We start from the raw sequence: 20,973 nt of genomic DNA, 5'->3' as shown, positions 1-20,973 counted from the left end.
TTCATCGATTATAACTAAGTTTTTCTGATAATTGTCTATCATTAGGGATGCTCCTCTCATTTGTGCTTTCACCTCTGTTTATTGACGTGCCGTATGTTCTTTCTGGTACCAATGGTGAATTAGTAGAGCAATTTCCTGCTTTTTCCATTATTTGTTGCATGCTAACTTGCGTTCTTTGATTGCCCTTCACTGATTGATCATTTTGCGTGATAAAATCAAATGAGATCATAGTACTTTTTGTTTGCCCAGGAATGTTTTTCTGCAATTCTTGTAATTCTTTCGGAAGTATCTTTGATATACCTTGTTTTTTCATTACTTCTTTATAGCCCACTAATACTGATTCTGCCTTCTTTCTTAGGGGATAACCATACATTTCTCTATCTCTTGGGTCTAAACTTACCGATATACCCGCATAATCGACAAGCATCACACGCATATTTTCTGCACAATAATTGTCATCATTATAAAATAATTTGTAAATGGATTTCTCAACTTGGATTCTTTCTTGTTCTGTTTTATTATAATTTTTTAAAAATGGAGAGAATGGGGTATTTTCATACCATTCATTGACCAGCTTACGTAATTCAATAGGATAAGAAAGATTAATAGCGGGTAATTTTTTTAACAATGCCTTTTTCAATGTAGGTGATTCCTCTAAAATATTTTTGACTGGGAGACCTTTTCCTCCATACTTTTGAATGCTGCAACGAGTAAAATTTTCAACAAATTGATCTTCTATAGTCCTTTTTTTATCGTTTGGGTTAATCATACGCACAGATTGTTCAATCTCTTCGATTAAGTTTTCTTTTGCCTCATCTAAAGATTTCTTCATTGATGGGCTTTCCACTTGATTCATTTGTTCCTCATATTTTTTCTTTAAAAGTTCGTTTATTTTTTCAATAGTTGTGTTAAATGTTACTCCCATTCCACTTAAAGGATATATTTCTTTTTGTTCATTTAAATCCCCTATCCTTATGCCTTCTATAAAGTTATCAAAAAATATATCTCTCCAATTTTCTATTTGCTCATCTGAACAAGTTATGCTTACTTGTCTCAATTTTTCTTTTATTAATTCATTTTCAGAATTTCCCTGATGGTTGTTCCAATCTATCTTTCCAATTTCTTTGATTATTTCAGGAAGATAATACTTGATCCCTTTCTCTTCTAGATTTTCTTTTATTTCAGCAATTAATGGCAATCGTTTTAAGTTAGTTGCTTCTATCCTCTCTGCAACTTCTGGACTGATTGCAGAAACTAACGAAAACATGTCTTCCTTGTTTGACCGAGAATTTTCTCCTTCTGCTGTAGTAAGAGATACTTGTTTGCTAAGGTCTTTCAGCTTATGGTTAGAGTTAATTTTATTATAAAATTGCATACGATCTGCTTCATTAAAAGAAGAATCAATCAGTGATGTAATTGATTCTTTTATTAATAGGAATGGCGTATCATTATAAATGGATACTAGCCAATTTATCTCACCTACTTCTTCTTTCTTTAATACCTTTTCAAATTTCACTGCTGTTTCATAATCCCGTTGTTCTGCTAAGACACGTACTATCTCTTTTTGACTAACCATTTCTTTCAACTGACGTTGTTCCTTGTCTGTTAAAAAAACATCTAGTTTCTGATCCACTTGTTCTTTAAATGGCAAATCACTTTTATGTAGGCAAGCACTAACACATGCTTTTAATTCAATTTTCGATAGGTTTTCTTGCTTAAGAAACTGTTGAAGATACGTATCCTGCTTCATAAAAGCATAAAACTTTTGTCTTTCTTCCACACTTAAATAGGGTTGCATGATCGTTTGAATTGCCGCTTCTCTTTCTGTTGCTGTATTTAAATCATGTACTAATTCTTTAATAAAATATTGCAATTGAACATTAGCGGGTCTCCTATTTTCAGGAGCAATCATTCGTTCCACCAGATAATTCGTCAGCTCATCTGACTGTAATTGTTGAGTCAAATACACACCTGCTCGAACTAATTCTTGATTCTCCATATTGTTCGCACATTCTTTTTGATCTTGTTTTTTTTGCACGACATGCTGATATTTTTTTAATGCTAGTTCCATTTCTTCATGAGCAATCTCTCTTCCAGCGGAATTTTTTGATTTTTTATAGCTCTTTTTTTTCTTAAGAAATTCTTGGTAGGCAACTTCTTTGAGACTCTCTTCTTTAGTTGTATTGGTTTTGTCTTTTTTTCTCTCAAGCCTTGGTTTCGTTGCAAAAGCTGTAAACTGCTTAGTCATCTCTAGATCATGGTATTTATTGTGAAACGCAACAATTGCCTTAGCTGTTTCAGTCGGTCTTACTTCTTGATTTAAAATGACAAAAGGATTCCAATCAAACGGCTGACTTGATTGCTCTATGATTGATGTTGAGATTGGCCTTTCAACATTTCCAACTACTTCATTAGCCACTTTATTAACTACTTTTTTGCCAGTCAATTCGCTACGCAAGGACGGAAGTGGGTATAGGTCATGATAGCTTTCTACTATCTTCTCCATTTTATTTTGTATTAAAATATTTGGATGTATTGGTAAAGGGTTAGGTTGCTTATTAGTGTATTGTGCGCTCAAGTACTGAATCATTTTTGCACAATATAATGGATCCAGTTTCCCTAGCATGAAAATTTGCTTTGCTAATTTTTCTCCTGGACTTTGATATGTTTCCTCAATTTGATGCGCTAAATTGGCAAAATAGGTAGACACCATTGGAATCGTCTGAGCATAATTTTTTAAAGGATAAGAAGGCAGCATATTTTGGCAACAAACGAGTAAATCTTTAAGGCCCGGTTCGTTTTCTACAAGTTCTAAAATCCTTTTATTCGTTAATGACACGTCACCTTTATCCTCATAATCCTTTTGAATCAACGTATCTAAATATGGAATATACTCATGTACCTTCTTTTCAAACTGAACGAGCAATGTATTTAGTAAATTATTATAGTGTAAGTTGGAATCTGACAGAACCTCCGCAATTTGTTCTTTTTCTGACTTTAGTCCCTTATCAAGATTTTTGAATATTCTTCTTAGTATTTGGTTTCTACTTACCTCTTTAAACCTTACACCCATTGCGTTAAATTCACTTTTTAATTGACGATTGATTTCTATCGCTGTTTCATCATAGGACACAATAGCTTCTCTTAGTTTTAGATCTTGATAATCACACCTATTGTTCGTTAATATTTTTACAACAACCGGCTGAAGTAAATTGGCTGGTGCGATCTCATCTAGTTGTTCTTTAATTTTTTGGAGTTTAATAATTCTACGATCATTGTCAACGTGAAATTTAGCATAACCCCAAACTGAGCTAAATCCAACGGAATCATGAAACTTAACTTTATTTATAAATCTTTCCAATTCTTTAACTTTTAAAGAAATCTTGATCTCTTTTTTTTCTAAATCGTTTAAATGCGAGATGGAGCGGTCGATTGCTTGATCTTTTAAACGTTGTTCCCAATGTGGAAATCTCACTTGGACTTTGACCAAAGAATCGATTAGTTGTTCCTTGTTTAATCGCCTAAGTTCAAGAGGATCTAAAAGATTAGCATTGACTTGTTGCAGCCCGTTTTTCACTTGCAGCTTTTCAATGACTGGAAGACTCATTGCTTTTTCGAATGCTCGTTTATATTGGTTATAGACTGCAGATGCTTTTAAATCAGGCCCACCTTCTTTGATTATTTCTTTTAGTTTGACTTTTTTAGTAAACTCTAAATGTTCTTTTCGATTTAAATGTAAAGATGCCTGTTCTTTTATCCATTGTTGGGTATAGGAAGATACGTTGTTATATAAATCTGTAAAGAAATCAATTGTTGCTGCTTTGTTTTCTTTTTTTATTTTTAAGAATTCCAATGTACGTTCTGGGCCTATTTCTTCAGACAAGTGGATAAGTCTTTGTTGTTCTGAAATGAGTTCTGCCAATTTCAGATTTTCGTCTACAGTTAAATCTTTTTTCAAAGCGTGTATCAAACTTTTTTTGATATCCATTGGTATCACTTGTTCTTCTATACAGGCTAAGTAATACGCTCTAATTTCAAGTGGTGATTGTATTTTCTGGTCAAGAAACACCCGAATTTTATCTTCGCTAAACTTAATATTCGCTAGCTTTAATCCTTTTTCTCTCAATGCATCTTGCATCTGACTTTTCACTGCAAATTCAGCATGGTTAGCAGGACTTAAATATATTTTTGCTTGTGTTTTGATGTATTCTTGGTTAGTCGTTGAAAAGGATTTTTCATAAATATCTGTGAAAAAACCAAGCCTTCCTTCTTGTTTTCCTTGCTGTATTTCTTCAAGCTGGAATACGTTTTTTAAATCTAGCTCTTTTGACAATTGGATAAGAACTCTTTTTTGAGGAACTAAGGCTTGCACTTCATTTCTTTCTTCATTTGTTAAGTTTTTCTCAAAATATTGTTGTAAACTCTTTTTCCAACTATTCATTCGGCTAAGTGGTTTGTATTTCATTTCTAGATAAGCTAACTCATAAGCTCTAATTTCGTTAGGAGATAAATTTTCGCGACTTAGAAATGGATTAAGAAAATCTGTTTTTTCCCATTCCTGTAAATTTTTTTTACTCTCTCCCTCTCGTATCACGTGACCTATTTCAAATCTCACATAGTTTGCTTCACTTAAATGTTTTTTAGCTTGCTCTTTGATGAATTGGCGACAAGTCACTGAAAAAGCTTTTTGATCCATCACTTTGAACAATTGAGATAGGACTACTTGGTTGCTTTCCTTGCTATTGTCAAGCTTAGCTGCAAGTTCTGGACCTACTTCTTTTCCTAATTGTAAATATAATCTTTTTTCTGAAACTAGATTCTTCACTTTCAATAATTCTTCTGGTTTCAACTCTTTCAAAAAAGGTTTTTTCAAATTTTTTTTGATGTTGTTCTCCATTTGTTGCTCTTCTAAATAGGCTAGATAATAGGCTCTAATTTCGTTAGAAGATAAATCTTGACTATTAATAATCGGATCAAAAAAATTGTCTTTTTCTCTTTCCTGTAACCCTTTTTTTCTCTCTATATTTCGTATCATTTGAGCTACTTCAAATCGAGTATAATTCGTTGCACTCAAACATTTTTTAGCTTGCTCTTTGATGAATTGGCGACAAGTCACTGAAAAAACCTTTTGATCCATTTCATTGAACAATTTCAGTCGTTCTACTTGATTATCTTGATTGCTTCTTTCATATCTGACTGCAAGTTCTGGACCTACTTCCTTCCCTAATTGTAGACATAATCTTTTTTCAGAAACTAGATTCTCCACTACTTTAATCTCTTCTCGTGTTAAATCTTTCAAAAAAGGTTTTCTCCAAAGTTTTTTGATATTGCTTTCCAGTTTTCGCTCTTCTAAATAGGCTAAACAATAAGCTTTCACTGCATAAGGAGATAAATCTTTCTGTTTAAGCATAGATTTAAGTACACTTAAAGAAGTAGATTCTTGTTTTATTATATGATTTTTTTGTTCACTATTATGTACTATAAATTCAAATTCCGAATAGCCTACTTCGCTTAAATATTTCTTCGCTTCTCTAGTCATTGTTGTTCTATTTATTGCTTCATACTTTTTATAAATAGCTGTAAAAAAATCTACTGTTGCTTTTTGCTTTCCTCGCTGTATTTCTTCAAGTGCTAATAAATCATGCGGTCCTACCTCTTCTATCATCTGAATATTTTGTTTTTTCAAAAGCTTGACTTCTTCAAGTTTCTTTTTTTCTTTTTTTAATAAATTTTTCTCCAAAGTTTTTTTTATTTTATTTTTGGTTTTCGGTAATAATTTACTTTCATCGATATAAATTTCATAAATTGCTATTTTTTCCAGATGAGACATGTCAGGCAAACGGAGTAAATTGGGAAATATCTTATCATAAAAAACAGAAGCGACAGATTGTGCTTCTTCTACAGGCACCTTTATTTTCTTGTTCAAACCATTGATTGTTTGAGATAGTTCATAATATGTATCATCCAAACCATTATTTTTTTGCATGCGTGGAATCGCATGGTTTTTGATAAATGAATCCCCTTTTTCTTCAAAAACAGGTTGATTACCGGAATTTTTTATTTCAGTAAATATTTTTGTTTTTAGTTTCTCTGACTCTATCCCTCGCTCCAGAACCATAACTGCTCTCACTAAATCATTAAACCAATTAGGACTATTTTCACCTTTATTTACCACTGGTTTGATCAACAAATCATTGACCTGCACTTCTAATCTTTTAGTTGATTCTGCTGTTTTTTCATTAGAAATCTTATGATAAAAACTATAGATATCGATTGTTTTCTTTCGTGATTGCTGATCTAATGACTGAACATCTTTAAACTGATCTTCAAAAGCTTGGTCCGCTTCATTAGTTATTTTTTTTAACAGCTTATGAAAAGTAACGTAAGTTTTCGCCATTCCCTCTAAAGATCTGTACTGTAACAATTCATTTTTATGAAGAGTATTTATCCATTCACTGACTATTGCTTGTTCGTTCAAAGTTAAACGCGGCATAACATATCTTTCAAAGTTAACTTGGTGTTGTTCCCAATCCCTTGGAGAAAATGCCTGCTTATTCATGAATAAAAGATTATATAAATAAATACTATCTGACATCAAATTCTGGTTATTTTTTAAATTGATAGATTCATTGCCATTTTTTCCATAGTCCACTCGATCTGCTTTAAAATATACATTAAATAAACCTTCATTTTTTTCCATTCGATCTCCTTTTCTTTATCGACAGTTTTTGTAAATTGCAACAAATTTTAATCACTCGTATCCATGTTCTTACTAGTTTGGACAACTGTGTCGGTTCACACTGCTTTTTAGTATTGTTTCTACCATTTTTTATGTAATAAACTAATGAAATTGAGACAAAAAGTTTTTATTCTCAAGAAATGAGCCGATGAGCTGAAATTTCTGAAGATTGGTAAAAATAATAAAATCGTTTATTGCGATTATGACCTTTGTACTTCACAACTTTTTGTCCCAGTTTCATTCGTTTTTATTCTAAAAACTATTTACAAAACTTTTTAGGCTTCAAACCCATTTTTCAAGGCTACGGTTTTAAACCAATGGCCCGACTTTTTAATCGTCCGTTTACCGTCTTGGTTTAGATCGACAGCAATCAGTCCATAACGGTTTTTATAAGCGTTCGTCCAAGACCAGTTATCCATGCAAGTCCACATGTGGTAACCCACACAATTCGTTCCTTCTTGGATTGCCTGATGCACATATTTCAGATGGTCTGTGACAAAAGTGATCCGATAATCATCTTCAATCACGCCTTCCGAGTTAACGAAACGTTCTTCCCCTTCTACACCCATACCATTTTCAGAGATATAACATTTGATATTGCCATAGTTCTCTCTCGTATTCGTCAAGATATCATAGATCCCTTTTTCATAAATTTCCCAACCACGATAGATATTCATTTTTTTATTAGGCATGTCATAATAATCAAAATAATCTTCTGGCATTGGTCCATTCTGATGATCAATCGGTGTTTCTTTTGCCTTGATTCTCCGAGGTTGATAATAATTGATTCCTAATAGATCAATCGTATTTTCTTTGATAATCGTTAAGTCATCGGGCCCCATCTCTGGCATTATCGCTAATTCTTTCACAATAGCAACCAACTCTGATGGAAACTCTCCTTTTACTGCAGGATCAAGAAAAGAACGATTGAAAAAAGCATCAGCGATTCTAGCAGCCTTGACATCCTCAGGGTTTGTTTCGTCTCGCGGGTAGCTAGGAGTTAAATTCAAAATGATTCCAATTTCTCCTTTTTGTCCCATCTTATGATAGGCTTCAATTGCTTTGGCACTTGCCAAATTTTCGTGGAAACCAACTTGAATAGCCTCTTTTAGATTGATATGGTTAGGATAATGGAACTGATAGAGATAACCGCCTTCTACTGGAACAATCGGTTCATTATGGGTAAACCATTTCTTTACTAAATCCCCAAATAACTCAAAACAGGTTTTTGCATAGGCCACATAGGCGTCAACCGTATCACGAGACAACCAGCCACCTGTTTGTTGTAATTCTAAAGGCATATCAAAATGATATAAATTGACAAATGGTTCAATTCCCTGCTCCAGTAATTCTGTAAAATATGAGCGGTAAAATGATACAGCCTGTTGATTCACTTCTCCTTTTCCTTTAGGGAATAGACGACTCCATTGAATGGATGTTCGGAAAGTATTATGACCTGTCTCTTTCATCAATTGAACGTCTTCTCGATATTTCGTGTAAACTTGAGAGGTTTTCTCAGGACCAACTTGATTGAAAAATTTTTCTGGCTCTAGATCATACCAATAGTCCCAAATGTTTTCTCCTTTCCCATCTCCGTCGATTCTGCCTTCTGTTTGTGGTCCACTTGCGGCGGTTCCCCACCAAAAATTCTTTGGAAAATCGTAGTGTTTCATTTCATAATCCCTCAATTCTTTTAGTAATTACCGTAATCATAAACAATCACCGAAAATAAATCAATACTTTTGATAAAAATGACTAGACATTTAAACAGACAGACGTTATACTACGTTTGTAATCGATTGCAAAATAAATTTGAGGTGAAAAAAATGAATGGTTTTATGGATAAACTTTCTCAAAAAATTATGCCCTTAGCCAATCTTTTAGGGCAAAACCGTTACTTAACTGTGTTACGGGATGCATTTATGTTGTCATTTCCGCTAACAATGTTTGGATCAATTGTGGTCGTTGTGAATAATCTACCGTTCTTCAGTGATGGTACCAAAAGCACGTTAAGCACCCTTTTTGGCAATGGTCAAAATGCGACGATGAGTATCATGTCCGTTTTTGTTACATTTGGTATCGGCTATTATTTATCAAAATCATATGATGTAGAAGGTATTTTTGGTGGCGCTGTTTCATTCGCAAGCTTTTTGATTCTCACACCTTTTGTGATGACAACAGCTGGTGGTGAAGAAGTTTCGGGTGTCCTATCACTTGATCGTCTAGGTGCTAAAGGAATGTTCATTGGAATGATTGCTGCCTTTTTAGCTGCGGAAATCTACTGTCGAATCACCAAACGTGGTTGGCAAATTAAAATGCCTGATGGCGTACCACCTGCAGTAACGAAATCTTTTGCTGCTTTGATTCCAGCTGTAGTCACATTGACTGTTTTCTTGATCATCAACGCTGTCATGACTGGCGTATTCAATGCGAACCTTCATGACTTAGTCTATGAAGTTATCCAAAAACCTCTAACTGGTTTAGGTAGTAGTTTACCTGCCACGTTGATTGCCTTATTCTTTGTTCAATTTTTGTGGTTCTTTGGTCTTCACGGTCAAATTATTGTTAATTCTGTTATGGACCCTATCTGGAATACATTGATGCTTGATAATTTAGAAGCTTATCAGCATGGGAAAGAACTACCACATATCATCACAAAACCATTTATGGAAACCTTTACCGTTGGTATCGGTGGCTCTGGAATGACGTTAGCAGTAGTATTATTGATGGCTTTTGTCTTGAAGAAAAAACAATACCGTGATGTTGGTCGTTTAGCGCTAGCACCTGGAATCTTCAATGTCAATGAACCTGCGATTTTTGGTCTACCAATCGTATTGAACGCAACCATTTTGATTCCTTGGGTCGTTGCTCCTTTGGTCGTGACAACGTTCAACTACTTGATGATGGCAGCTGGCATCGTTCCTCCGCCTACAGGTGTTTCAGTTCCGTGGACTGTGCCGATCATTGCTAGTGGTGTTTTAGCTACCAATTCATGGCTAGGCGGTCTCTTACAAGTAGTCGATTTTGTGATCGTCGCTTTTATTTGGTACCCATTCTTAAAAGTATTAGATAAACAACCTGATTTAGACGTTGTGTAAAGCCTTATCTACTCACCTGTGAAGCAAATCATCTTCTTTCTAATAGAGATTAAACAAATTTTATAATCTAGCATGAACAGTCAAAACATGGAATGATGTGAATTGATTTGTTCATGCTTGTTTCATTGAAATGAGTAATTCAACAACTGAACTTCGTTATTTCTTTCTTGTCGAACGAAATAACTTTCGTTATACTCAATACGAGGTGAATAACGTGCCAAAATATGAAGAAATCGCAAATGTTTTAAGGGAAAGAATCCGTTCAAAAGAATATCCACCAAACAGTTTTTTACCTAATCAGATCACTTTAGTCGAAGAATTTGGCGCAAGTCGAATGACCATCAAAAAAGCCATCAATATTCTGGCTATGGAAGGATTAGTTTATTCGCAAAGAGGGGCTGGAACCAAAATTTTAGATCATCCTTTTATCGAGAAAGATACCTCCCCTGCCAATGAGTATGAGGGACTCAGTCATCAAATGAAGCGTCGTCATCGTTCACTGACGAGTCAAATCATTCAATTTGATGTCGAGTTTCCGAACCCATTTATTCAAGAAAAACTAATGATTGGTGCCGAACAACCGGTTTATAATATTCACCGTCTACGAATTTTAGACAACGAACCTTATATTTTGGAACATACATTTATGCCTGTACATTTAGTTCCAGGTCTAAAAAAAGAACATCTGCTTTCTTCTATCTATGATTACTTGCACCAAGATCTAAATCTTCATTTTGCAGGCGCCTATCGAGCAATTTCAGCAGATAAAAGTACGCACTTTGATCAGGAATACTTGAATTGTTCGGAAATAGATCCTGTTTTGGATGTGCAACAAGTCGTTTATCTAAAAGATGGTCAGCCCATCGAATATTCATCTAGTAGAAATCGGTTTGATGTCCGCAACTATTCCTTACTTGATGTCCGTTCAAACTAAAAAAATCCGTTTCAAAAATAGGGAACTATTGTGAAACGGATTTTTTGGTGTTCACAAAAGAGCAGAGTCAAACAGAATAATTGCCAGAAACGTTCCCACTCACTATACTGTAATTAACACAATGCTTACTTTTTGTAAGTACAAAGGAGGAACTCTCATGGATACTCAAATCAAAGGCATCCACCATGTTACCGCTATGACTTCAAGTCCCACTAAAATTTATCGTTTTTTTACGGATATTTTAGGAATGCGCTTAGTAAAAAAAACGATCAACCAAGATGATATTGAAACGTATCACCTTTATTTTACAGATGAATACGGCTCCCCTGGAACTGACATGACTTTTTTCGCTTTTCCTAATCAACCTCAAGGAAGTAAAGGAACCGATACGATTTCTAGAGTGTCCTTTCGAGTACCAACTGATGAAGCATTGACTTATTGGTTCAAACGCTTTGAAGAAAAGAATGTTCCTCACTCTGCGATCAAGGAACGTTTTTCTAAAAAATATCTGGAGTTTGAAGACTTTGACCATCAATTCTATCAATTGATTTCTGATGAAAACAATACAGGTGTTGCTGGTGGTACTCCTTGGAAGAACAGCAATATTCCATCAGAATATGCAATTATAGGCTTGGGACCAGTTTTTGTCCGAGTGAGTCAAATGGAACCATTACAGTTACTATTAGAACAGACTTTAGAGTTTAAACTTACTGATCAAACAGGAGCTTTTTCGCTCTTTGAAGTCGGTCAAGGCGGTAATGGAGCAAGCATCATTGTTGAACAGCGAGCAGATTTACCAAAAGCAATCGAAGGATTCGGCAATATCCATCACCTTGCCTTGCGTGTCGCTGATGAAGAAGCCTTACGTCACTGGATCCATGTGATCAATCAGATAAACGTACCAAGTTCAGGGTTTGTGGATCGCTTCTACTTCCAATCAGAATACTTCTTAGCTGCCACCCACGTTCTCTTTGAATTAGCAACAGATGGACCTGGCTTTTTTGGCGATGAATCAGCAGATACAGCTGGCGAAAAACTATCACTCCCACCACAACTCGAAAGTAAAAGAGAAGAAATCGAAGCGTACATTCGTCCCTTCGATACTCAGGATGCCAACCAACAACGAGAATGATCTTCTTTCTATCCAGACAGTCGTTTTCAAGAAACATAACTTTCAAGAAAAAGAGGTCAAATCATGGAATATTTTTTTCAAGCGGGAAAACAAACAAGTAGAAATTTACTCCTTCTTCATGGTACAGGTGGCGATGAATATTCTTTACTTGAAACCGCCCAGTTCCTTGAACCGGATGCTACGATTCTTTCTTTTCGTGGTTCAATCAAAGAAGACGGGATGAATCGCTTCTTTCGACGGAATGGATTGAATCAATTCGATTACCAGAGTTTAGCAGAAGAAACAGCGCTTCTATACCATGAAATCTCAGCAGTTAGCCAAAAAGAAAACATCTCGTTACATGACTGGGTGATCGTAGGCTATTCCAATGGAGCGAATATCGCTGCTCACTTGCTATTATCAAGAAATACTGAGCTGCGAAAAGGAATCCTTTTTCATCCAATGTCTTTAAACGTCAATTATCCAGCAAAAGTAATGACTGATACTCAGATCTGGCTTTCTTACAGCAAAACCGATCCAATCGTCTCCTCTATAGCGATTACGAATTTGATCAAAGATTTTGAAATGCAAAAAGCTCACCTCACATTCCAAGAAACATTTACTGGTCATCAATTAACAAAGGCTGAATTAATTGCCGCGAAAAGTTGGCTTTCTTCGCTTTCGGTTAACTAATATTGGACGAAGGTTGTGATGCATCGGATTATTTTTCAAAGACTCTATAATGAGGTACGGTCCAAAAGTTGTACGTGAAAACGACAATTTTTGGGGCGTATTTTTTTGTTTCGACCTCTACTCACGAAACAGAAAAATGAATGTAAGTGCTAGATCCAACTATCCATTTTTCTCAAATCATCTCTTTTAACTTTCATGTTGGAAAATCCTTCTTGGCTCCCCCTCATTATAAACGCATCATATTAAAGATAAATAGAAATATTCCTCATTTGAAAAAACTGTAGAATATGGATTTATATTATAAAAATTAGAAAAAAATGAGTTTTTGATTAGCTAGATTTCCGAAAAATTGCTATAGTTTAATTAATCAGAGTTGCAATCATTTTAGCGTTTGCCAATTTTTTGTCGAGTTAATATGGTTCACTCATTAGGGAGGGGGCACGATGCTTCACAAAAAAAGAAAACAGATTCAACAAGTAATCTTTCTGTTATTGACACTTCTGTCAGTGCTTGCACAAACAAATGTTGTTCAAGCAGTTTCGTTAAATTTATTTGGTACGACTACCGCAACTAATAACAGTCAAACCAGTCCAAATGCGCCTTTTTTAAACCGAGTAAATGTCCCTGTCACTTTTCTCATTGAAGGAAAAAATGGCATCAGCGCTGGGGTTATCACAACTGGCGATAAATATGCCATTTTAGAAGCACCGACTGAAATGGTCGGGTATATCCAACCTAATGGGAATGCGACTGTTCAAACTACTGTTACTGTGCCACTTAGTCAGTCCCCTTTACAATTGATTTTGCCGACCATAACCTCTGTGATTTCGTTGATCGTCAACTCACCTTTAGTTTCCACACAAAATAAAACAGCGGTTAATCAGGCATTGTCAGAATTACGTTCGGAAACTTTTGGTGCCCAGAATCTTACTCTAGCTATCGTCCCACGGTCGAGCACTCAGTATGGCGTAGCGATTAGTCAAGGGCTATTACCCATCCTGACAACGACATTAAAAAATCGGATTCAAAATTTATTAACGATCGTCCAAGCTTTACCGCTGATTGGGACTGTTTTAGGAACATTATTGTCCCCCTTTGTCACAGCTTTGTCTCAATTTATTACGAGTTTAAATTCACCAACTTCTGATAATAGTAAAAATTTGGTTGCTGCTTCGATTTTAGGTAATACGAGTGTTTCGCTACCATTTCTTTTATCTTCGCCCAAATTGACCCAAGATCTAACAGCTAATTTTAAGGGCGGTTTTATTCAAACAGATCAGTCGACGATTCAGTTAGGAACTACTACTGGTACAACACCTGTTTATTTTTCAGCCGGAGCACTCACCTGGCAGACCACAAGCTTGCCGACTCACTTGAACTTTGGTCAGCACTTGATCCAGACCCAACAGGATGAGCACTTAGTAGCCACCAATAACAATCAAGTAACTACCGGGTCAATTTCGATTACTGATACACGGACAGTTGTAAAAAATTGGCAAATAAAAGTCCAACAACTTAGTCCTTGGCAAAACGGAACCAATCAATTAACGTCCCAATTACAAATCTCAACAGCAGATTTAACAACTACCTTTCCTATCACTGGGATCACAAGTACTGCTAATCAAATGGTCCCTCTATCTATAGGCACGCAACAAACATTACTCAAATTAAATGGTGTAACTGATCCTGGTCAAGTCCAATTAGCAATCAACCAGTTCTCATTAGCGGTTCCCAAAGAAAGTCTGAAAACAAAGGGAACCTACCAAACAATGGTGGAATGGCTCTTATCGGATACACCGTAATTTATTTAGGAGGAAGAAGAAATGAAAAAGAAAACGTTATCTTTTTTTGTCTTAGGGATCAGCTTGTTTTCAAGTTCTCTCGTTTTTGCTGATTCACAAACCCAAGGAGAAGTGGCCTATGTGGAAGGCGCACTTGAATTTGACTATGCTGGCGGTATACCAACTAATTTAGACTTTGGGGATCATCCCCTGCAAACTACAGCTGCTGAAAACTGGATTGCTACTGCTACAGGTGAACAAACCGGCTCTACACCTACTACTGGAACCGTAGCTGTTCGAGACAACCGAGGAAATCCTGCAGCTACCTGGACAGTCAAGTTATCTCAAACTGACCAGTTCAAAACAGCGGATGATGTTGAGCTATCAGGTGCACAGCTCAATTTATCTTTTGGCGGACTTACAAATAATTTAGGGTTAGCCCCTACCAGTGCCTATGAAAACGATGAATTAGCGATCCAAGTATTCAATCAAGATGCTACGATTTTAGATGCAACCGCAGGTCAAAACTCGGGTGATACTGCACTAGCGATCAATCAATTCAGCTTATCTGTTCCAGCGAATACAAATAAAGTAGCCGAACAATATACTACTATATTAAATTGGACTTTCTCATTCAGTCCAACCAACTAAGAAAGGAGGAATGATCGTGAAAAAGTGGTTTTGGATACTACCCTTCTTCTTTCTACTGATGGGAAATCTTAACATCTACGGCGAATCCTTACAAAGTTTTGATGCACAAATACAAGTCAATGAATCAACACCATCAACAAACGACAATTATTTTGATCTACAACTAAAACCTGGACAGGAATCGACTTTGAATGTCTTAGTCACGAATCTAAAAGAAACTGAGATCACGATCATTCCGTCCTTTAATCGTGCAAAGACCAATCAACTAGGCGTTGTTGAATATTCTGGTAGAAATCAAGATCGTCCTAATAATTTGCCCACTGATATCGAGAAAATTGTTTCTGTTGATAAGCAAAAGTTTACTCTTGCGGGACATGAACAAAAAAAGATTCCTTTAACCATCAAAATGCCAGAAAAAGATTTTGATGGAGTAATTGCGGGTGGGCTCTATCTCCAAGAAGAACCAAAAAAAGATATACAAGGAAATATTCAACATGTCTTTTCTCGGGAGATTGCTGTCTTACTTAAAACACAACTAAACAAAATCCAACCGAACTTAGAACTAAAAAAAGCAGCACCTACCCAAATCAACCAGAGAAATGCCATCAAAGCAACTTTGGAAAATACTAATGCTGCTTATCTATCTAGTGCTCGTATACACTATGAGATCAAAAAAGAACAACAAAAAACCCCAGTACTAACTGGGACCCAGCCCATTTCGTTCGCCCCTAACAGCGGCATGGACTATTTGATTTTTTTAGAAGGAAAAGAATTCGAACCAGGAACCTATCAGCTAATGACGAATGTCAAAAACAAGGAAATCAATTGGCAGCAAAAGATAAATTTTACTATTTCGCAAAAAACAGCTGCAACTTATAATGAACAAAATATATCTACTACAAAGGATGAGCCGCAAAACAATTGGCTCCTTTGGCTAGCTGGAGGTATTATTTTCGCTCTCGTCCTCATTATTGTCTTTTTACTGTATATTGTAAAAAAGAAAAAACGATAACTGTTATCAAACAAAAACTAACTCTACCTAAATTTTCACGAGGCAGAGTTAGTTTTTTTCTTCTGATCTAGCAGTTATTGATATACTATCAAGCACATTAGTTCTTTACTACGATCAGGAACAATCCCAGCCGTTCTTCAACAACTAGCGACTCCTTATTGTGGTTCTCCAAATCGGATGGTATCCCCAATCGCAAACTCTGGAAAGATTTGAGGCTCTACAACGATTGCTCCTGGCAAGACTTCGTTTTCTCCTGTGCGGAAATAAATGGAGATATGACCGAGGGTTTCAAAGTTATGATTGGCTTCACTGCCAACTTCTTTGATTTCATATTCTTGGTTGCCGATGGTCAGTATATCCCCTGTTTTGATGACATTTTTAGCCGTTTCATGATTGTCATGGACCACACAGATGTCTTTTAATTCAGGTGGTACCTGTTGTCCGAAAAGAATCATTAAGTACTCTGCCGCAAATTCTTCCACTAAAGAACCAACCTCAACAATCTTTGTTGTGTGCATGGTTTTCTCCTCCTTCTATGATAACGTCGTATCTTGTAAATGACGTAACTGCCAAACAGTGGTACTGGCATCTAGTTCAACGTCATCTTCAGTTAAGAAAGAACCCGCCCGTATAAAACGTTTTGCTACTACTTCTCCAGAGATCAGTCCGATCGGGATATGTCCCTCTCGCTTCATTTCTTCGTGGGTCTCAAGTACTCCTCGGACACAAAAACCACCGATTCCATCTAAATGATCCCCAGGTTGAATATCTTTTTTCGCTACCGCAACGGTTTCTGAAATTGGGGCGCCTAATGGAACAATGGCATGATCTTGTTGTAAGACAGCTTTTGCAATCGTAATTGGTGTTTCTAAACTTGCTAAATGATACGGGCGATATAAGATATGATGATCCCGTTTCCCTTTCTTCATCAAGTAATTCATTTCTTCAGCTACTTCGCTATTTTGCCCCTTAACGATAACAAAGACGCCTGGCGCTAAACCATCCACATATTCCACTACACCAAATTGAGATAAGACCCCACCATTTTCTTTTAAATCTAACGAAGTAATGACAGAATCTAGATTCCCTTTCAAACCATGCATACCTACCTTGTCAGGGATATAGCCAATCGCATTTGATAAAAGATTCATTTCAGCCATTGTTTTTGTTCCATCTTGGAAAGCAGCTAGCATGTGAGGAGCCATTTGTTTTTTCTGAGCTTCTTTTTCAGCAGTTGCCGGATTTGCGGAAATATTCAATTGATTATTTTTGCCTTTTCCCGCAACTAAGACTTCCATCCCCATAGACGAAGCAAATTCAAATAATTCGGTGGTTGCTGCAGGTTCATCGCCATCTGATCCTGTATAGATCAACCCTGCTGAATCATAGAGTTTATGCATCAAAGGTCCAATAGTGATATCGATTTCAACATTTAATAAGACAAGATGTTTTTTTGCTAATAACGCTTCAAGCGCAATTTTTGCTCCTGCTTCAGGTACACCAGTAGCATCTACGATTACTTCATTCCAATCAGAGTGAATAATTTCTTTAGCATCTGTTGAAATAAGGACATCATTTTTAACTTTTGCCGAAGCTAGATACGCTTCTTTCGCTTTTTGTGCATAATCAAGAGACAAGTCACTGATCCCTGTTACGATCATCCCTGGAATTGACGCTATTTGTGCAATCATTCCCCTGCCCATTTGTCCTGCACCAATTACTCCCACTTTGATTGGATTTCCTGTTTTTTCTCTTAATTGTAATTCACCATATAAAGTCATCTTATGTATTTCCTCCACTCATTCAATTTTTTATGTTTTTTTATAAATATTCTCTAAAGATTCGGTTCACTAATATTTTAGGCGAATTGGCAAAATTACCAATTGTCGAGCCCGCAATATGAGGGGTGATCGTGAGATTATCTAATGTTAGATAAGGATGGTCTGCGGGTAATGGTTCCTGTTCAAAAACATCCACTGCCGCTCCCGTAATCTCTTTGTTTCTTAATGCTTGAATCAAATCTTGTTCATTGACTAATCCAGCACGGGCACTATTGATGAAAACAGCAGAAGGTTTCATTTTCTTGAAATGTGACTCATTGATCATATGTTTTGTTTGAGGAGTCAATCGATAATGCATCGAAAAGATATCTGCTTTTTCCACCAGTTCCTCTAAGCTAACTTGAGTATCAGGGGACGTACCATCAAAATAATCATCAAAGAAAAGAATGTTACATCCAAAAGGTCGCAACAAATGAGCAACTCGTTGGCCAATTTCGCCATAACCAATTAACCCAATCGTTGACTCTTTTAATTCAGGTGCTAATAGCCCATTAGGATAGTACTTTTGCCACTGATGCTCTCTTAATTTTTGATTTCCTCGTGCGATATTTCGAATTTCTGTCAAAATCAAACCAACAGTAAATTCCGACACACTAGTCTTACTTCTGCCAGGAGTATTATAAACAGCAATTCCTTTTTCTTCGGCATAGCTAACAGCGACATTTTCTGTACCTGCTCGCAGTACGCCAACTAATTCCAAATTTTCCGCCCGTTCGATCACTTTTTTACCAATCGGTGCAAATTGAGTAATGATCCACTGATACTCTTCAATATTTTCTAAGAGATACTCTGGTAATTCGACTGCATCACACCCATGTTTTTCAATCTTGATATTATCTTTTTGCAGACTATCTAAATCAGAATGCCGCCATTCTTTGATGTCTACAGAAATTCCTTTTGTCGCTAAATCTTTTAAGCCTTCTTCCATCATTTCTCGATCGATAAATAAATCTGCGATTGCTAAACATTTGATCATTCTTTATTCCCCTCCTCATTTAATACAACTGATACCCGGTAGCTTCCTGGGGTACTAGCGATCTCGAATGCTTTTTGAATATCCATTAATGGAATTTTGGTTTCGATCAATTTTGATACATCGACACGCCCTTCATTTAGGAGTGTAGCTGCGTCATAAAAATCTTCTAATGTGGAAGCATACGTACCGATCACTTCGAGACGCATATAATGAATCGTATTTGGCTGGATAGCCATTTCAGGCTCAGGATAACCCGCAGCATAAATCGAGATTTTCCCATCTTTTTCTTTCACCATTTCAAGGGATTGATTCATCGCCAAAGTTGATCCAACTGCGACAATAACGCTGTCAGCTCCTCTCCCATTTGTGAGTTCTTTGACTTTTTGGACTGGATCGGTTTGACTTGCATCAATCGCTTCAAACCCTAATTCCTTGATCAGAGCTAACTTTTTAGGCATGACCTCAGAAATAATGACCCTTGCGCCCATTGCTCGTGCTGTTAGTCCATTGAGAAGTCCCATTGTTCCTCCACCGATGATCACGATCGTTTCTTTCCCAGGCACTATTCGTAATTTTTTCATATTTTGAACGACGGAGGATAAGGGCTCGACAAAAGCAGCTTCTGAGGCAGATAAAGTTGGTCTCATCTTGACGAAGCTCTTGGCTTTACAAACAAAATAATTCGCAAATCCAAAAATCCCATAAAACTCTTTTGAATAATTCTTTCCAAATTGCCGTTTGTTTTCACAATTCGTAATTTCACCAAATTTACACTCATCACAGTAACCACAATAATCATAAAGTACACTGACTCGATCGCCGATCTGGTAGGTATCGCCGACAGCTTTGCCTTTTGCTATGACAATTCCTGAACATTCATGTCCGCCAGCCATAGGATAGCCTTGATGTTCTCTAAGTCCTAACCATTGTTGATAGTCAGTTGTACAAATGTTACAAGCTTCTTGTTTTACTAACAATTCATCTTCTGCCAATTCAGGCATCGGTATTTCCTTGATCTTTGCATTCTTCTTCTCAGCTAAATAGCCAAACGTTATGTTTTTAGGTTGCATTTTTTCACTCCTATTCTATAATCCAATTGAAAAGGCATACGCAATGATAACTGCGATCGGACCAGTTAAAATTCGCGAAAACAACACAGCTGGCACACCATTAGAAATCGTTTCTGGTTTTGCTTCTCCCAAAGTCATTCCTACGGGTGCAAAATCACAGCCAACTTGTGAATTGATAGCAAACAGTGCTGGTAGAGCGTAATGTGGCGGGATTGTACCATTAGCGATCTCTGTTCCGATCAATAAACCAATCACCGAAGCAATCACCGCCCCTGGTGCTAATAAAGGAGATAAAAACGGCAAACTAGTAATAGCACCTAATAGAACTAAGCCAAGTAAGCTACCGCCTAAAGGTGACAAAAACTTCGCAATAATATCCCCAATTCCTGTATAGTTGATAATACCAATCAAAGTTGCAACAAAAGCCATAAATGGAATAATATTTGTTAGCACGGTATCGATCGTTTCACGCCCTGCTTGATACATGATATTGATAAAGCTCCCCGCACCACGTCCGATGGTATCGATCAAGCCAAAAATCCCACCTTTTTTATTGCTTTGATTTTTCTTTTCAGTGGTTTCTTTTGTTATTTCTGTAGTTGTTTCCGGTTTTTTTGTGTTGATATTTGATGTTTTTTCATTCTTATCTTCTTTATTATGTACTTGTGCAGCTTCGCTCTCACTAATAATTTCTATGTTTGTAATCGTTGTTCCTGAAACAAAAATATCTTCTGTCATAAATTTCGCCAACGGCCCAGAAGGCGCTTGCAATTTTACGTTGATTGTTGGGATCTTCATTCTTGGATACGTTCCACAGCGTGCTGTTCCGCCACAATCAATGACTGCACACAAGGTTTCTTCTTTTTCCACTGGATTTTTAAATGCATCAACCGCTGTTACCCCAGCTAATTCCGCAATCTTTTCAGCGACGGGATGAATGCCCCCACCGGTTACGCTGATAACGTACTTTTTACGTTCATCATTTAACGGAATGGTTAATGGTCCTCCCCAGCCACCATTTCCTTTATGGATAATTAGTTTTTTCGCTTCCATCTCTACCTCCATTC

General features: G+C 36.6%; 14 protein-coding genes. 7 read left to right on the top strand and 7 right to left on the bottom strand.

Annotated features, from left to right (window positions below; genetic code table 11):
- Position 1: 1 nt before the first annotated feature.
- Positions 2–6,700 carry a hypothetical protein gene (locus tag IGK81_RS04480; protein ID WP_438757602.1) on the bottom strand — a complete coding sequence of 2,233 codons (6,699 nt, stop codon included), beginning with the start codon at positions 6,698–6,700 and terminating at the stop codon, positions 2–4.
- 314 nt (positions 6,701–7,014) lie between these two features.
- The gene (locus IGK81_RS04475; protein WP_034700207.1) at positions 7,015–8,412 is read right to left on the bottom strand and encodes a glycoside hydrolase family 1 protein; all 1,398 of its coding nucleotides are present in this window, start codon (positions 8,410–8,412) and stop codon (positions 7,015–7,017) included.
- Between the two features lie 153 nt (positions 8,413–8,565).
- On the opposite strand from IGK81_RS04475, the gene celB reads away from it, so the two are divergent.
- The 7 genes from celB to IGK81_RS04440 all read left to right on the top strand — a co-directional run bounded on the left by celB (position 8,566) and on the right by IGK81_RS04440 (position 16,019).
- Complete coding sequence (celB, locus tag IGK81_RS04470) at positions 8,566–9,837, top strand: PTS cellobiose transporter subunit IIC (protein ID WP_034700205.1); 1,272 nt, start codon at positions 8,566–8,568, stop codon at positions 9,835–9,837.
- Positions 9,838–10,051: 214 nt separating this feature from the next.
- On the top strand, positions 10,052–10,771 hold the full coding sequence (locus IGK81_RS04465) for a GntR family transcriptional regulator (RefSeq protein WP_010719615.1): 720 nt from the start codon (positions 10,052–10,054) through the stop codon (positions 10,769–10,771).
- Between the two features lie 157 nt (positions 10,772–10,928).
- Positions 10,929–11,903, top strand: a complete 975-nt coding sequence (locus IGK81_RS04460) for a VOC family protein (protein ID WP_412003911.1) — start codon at positions 10,929–10,931, stop codon at positions 11,901–11,903.
- Between the two features lie 63 nt (positions 11,904–11,966).
- Positions 11,967–12,575 (top strand): alpha/beta hydrolase, encoded by a 609-nt coding sequence (locus IGK81_RS04455; protein WP_088745320.1) that lies wholly within the window; start codon positions 11,967–11,969, stop codon positions 12,573–12,575.
- A gap of 443 nt (positions 12,576–13,018) precedes the next feature.
- Positions 13,019–14,377, top strand: coding sequence for an adhesive domain-containing protein (locus tag IGK81_RS04450; RefSeq protein WP_053766467.1), 1,359 nt, complete (start codon positions 13,019–13,021; stop codon positions 14,375–14,377).
- 21 nt (positions 14,378–14,398) lie between these two features.
- Entirely contained in the window at positions 14,399–15,007 is a 609-nt protein-coding gene (locus IGK81_RS04445; protein WP_181914891.1) for a WxL domain-containing protein, read from the top strand.
- A 16-nt stretch (positions 15,008–15,023) separates the two neighbouring features.
- Positions 15,024–16,019: a DUF916 and DUF3324 domain-containing protein gene (locus IGK81_RS04440; protein ID WP_431393365.1), complete on the top strand. Its 996-nt coding sequence runs from the start codon at positions 15,024–15,026 to the stop codon at positions 16,017–16,019.
- A 155-nt stretch (positions 16,020–16,174) separates the two neighbouring features.
- Here the strand turns inward: IGK81_RS04440 and IGK81_RS04435 are convergent, their stop codons facing one another.
- Genes IGK81_RS04435 through srlE form a run of 5 tightly spaced genes read right to left on the bottom strand, consistent with a single transcriptional unit; the run spans position 16,175 to position 20,959 of the window.
- The gene (locus IGK81_RS04435; protein ID WP_010737306.1) at positions 16,175–16,537 is read right to left on the bottom strand and encodes a PTS glucitol/sorbitol transporter subunit IIA; all 363 of its coding nucleotides are present in this window, start codon (positions 16,535–16,537) and stop codon (positions 16,175–16,177) included.
- Positions 16,538–16,552: 15 nt separating this feature from the next.
- Positions 16,553–17,800: an NAD(P)H-dependent oxidoreductase gene (locus IGK81_RS04430; RefSeq protein WP_181914889.1), complete on the bottom strand. Its 1,248-nt coding sequence runs from the start codon at positions 17,798–17,800 to the stop codon at positions 16,553–16,555.
- A gap of 40 nt (positions 17,801–17,840) precedes the next feature.
- Positions 17,841–18,836 carry a 2-hydroxyacid dehydrogenase gene (locus IGK81_RS04425; RefSeq protein WP_010719623.1) on the bottom strand — a complete coding sequence of 332 codons (996 nt, stop codon included), beginning with the start codon at positions 18,834–18,836 and terminating at the stop codon, positions 17,841–17,843.
- The gene (locus IGK81_RS04420; RefSeq protein WP_412003913.1) at positions 18,833–19,906 is read right to left on the bottom strand and encodes a zinc-binding dehydrogenase; all 1,074 of its coding nucleotides are present in this window, start codon (positions 19,904–19,906) and stop codon (positions 18,833–18,835) included. Before IGK81_RS04420 ends, IGK81_RS04425 begins: the two co-directional genes overlap by 4 nt.
- 15 nt (positions 19,907–19,921) lie before the next feature.
- Positions 19,922–20,959 carry a PTS glucitol/sorbitol transporter subunit IIB gene (gene srlE / locus IGK81_RS04415; protein WP_094940903.1) on the bottom strand — a complete coding sequence of 346 codons (1,038 nt, stop codon included), beginning with the start codon at positions 20,957–20,959 and terminating at the stop codon, positions 19,922–19,924.
- Between the last annotated feature and the right edge of the window lie 14 nt (positions 20,960–20,973).

The organism is Enterococcus sp. DIV0703, assembly GCF_051711065.1.
GTDB lineage: Bacteria > Bacillota > Bacilli > Lactobacillales > Enterococcaceae > Enterococcus_B > Enterococcus_B hirae.
The sequence above is the reverse complement of the archived record's forward strand: the minus strand, read 5'-3'. Positions and strand labels throughout refer to the sequence as shown.

Coding starts and splice junctions, on each gene's coding strand:
- IGK81_RS04435 (WP_010737306.1), bottom strand. CDS start 16,537: ATGCACACAACAAAGATTGTTGAGGTTGGTTCTTTAGTGGAAGAATTT.
- IGK81_RS04425 (WP_010719623.1), bottom strand. CDS start 18,836: ATGATCAAATGTTTAGCAATCGCAGATTTATTTATCGATCGAGAAATG.
- IGK81_RS04430 (WP_181914889.1), bottom strand. CDS start 17,800: ATGACTTTATATGGTGAATTACAATTAAGAGAAAAAACAGGAAATCCA.
- IGK81_RS04420 (WP_412003913.1), bottom strand. CDS start 19,906: ATGCAACCTAAAAACATAACGTTTGGCTATTTAGCTGAGAAGAAGAAT.
- IGK81_RS04455 (WP_088745320.1), top strand. CDS start 11,967: ATGGAATATTTTTTTCAAGCGGGAAAACAAACAAGTAGAAATTTACTC.
- IGK81_RS04445 (WP_181914891.1), top strand. CDS start 14,399: ATGAAAAAGAAAACGTTATCTTTTTTTGTCTTAGGGATCAGCTTGTTT.
- IGK81_RS04450 (WP_053766467.1), top strand. CDS start 13,019: ATGCTTCACAAAAAAAGAAAACAGATTCAACAAGTAATCTTTCTGTTA.
- IGK81_RS04480 (WP_438757602.1), bottom strand. CDS start 6,700: ATGGAAAAAAATGAAGGTTTATTTAATGTATATTTTAAAGCAGATCGA.
- srlE (WP_094940903.1), bottom strand. CDS start 20,959: ATGGAAGCGAAAAAACTAATTATCCATAAAGGAAATGGTGGCTGGGGA.
- celB (WP_034700205.1), top strand. CDS start 8,566: ATGAATGGTTTTATGGATAAACTTTCTCAAAAAATTATGCCCTTAGCC.
- IGK81_RS04460 (WP_412003911.1), top strand. CDS start 10,929: ATGGATACTCAAATCAAAGGCATCCACCATGTTACCGCTATGACTTCA.
- IGK81_RS04475 (WP_034700207.1), bottom strand. CDS start 8,412: ATGAAACACTACGATTTTCCAAAGAATTTTTGGTGGGGAACCGCCGCA.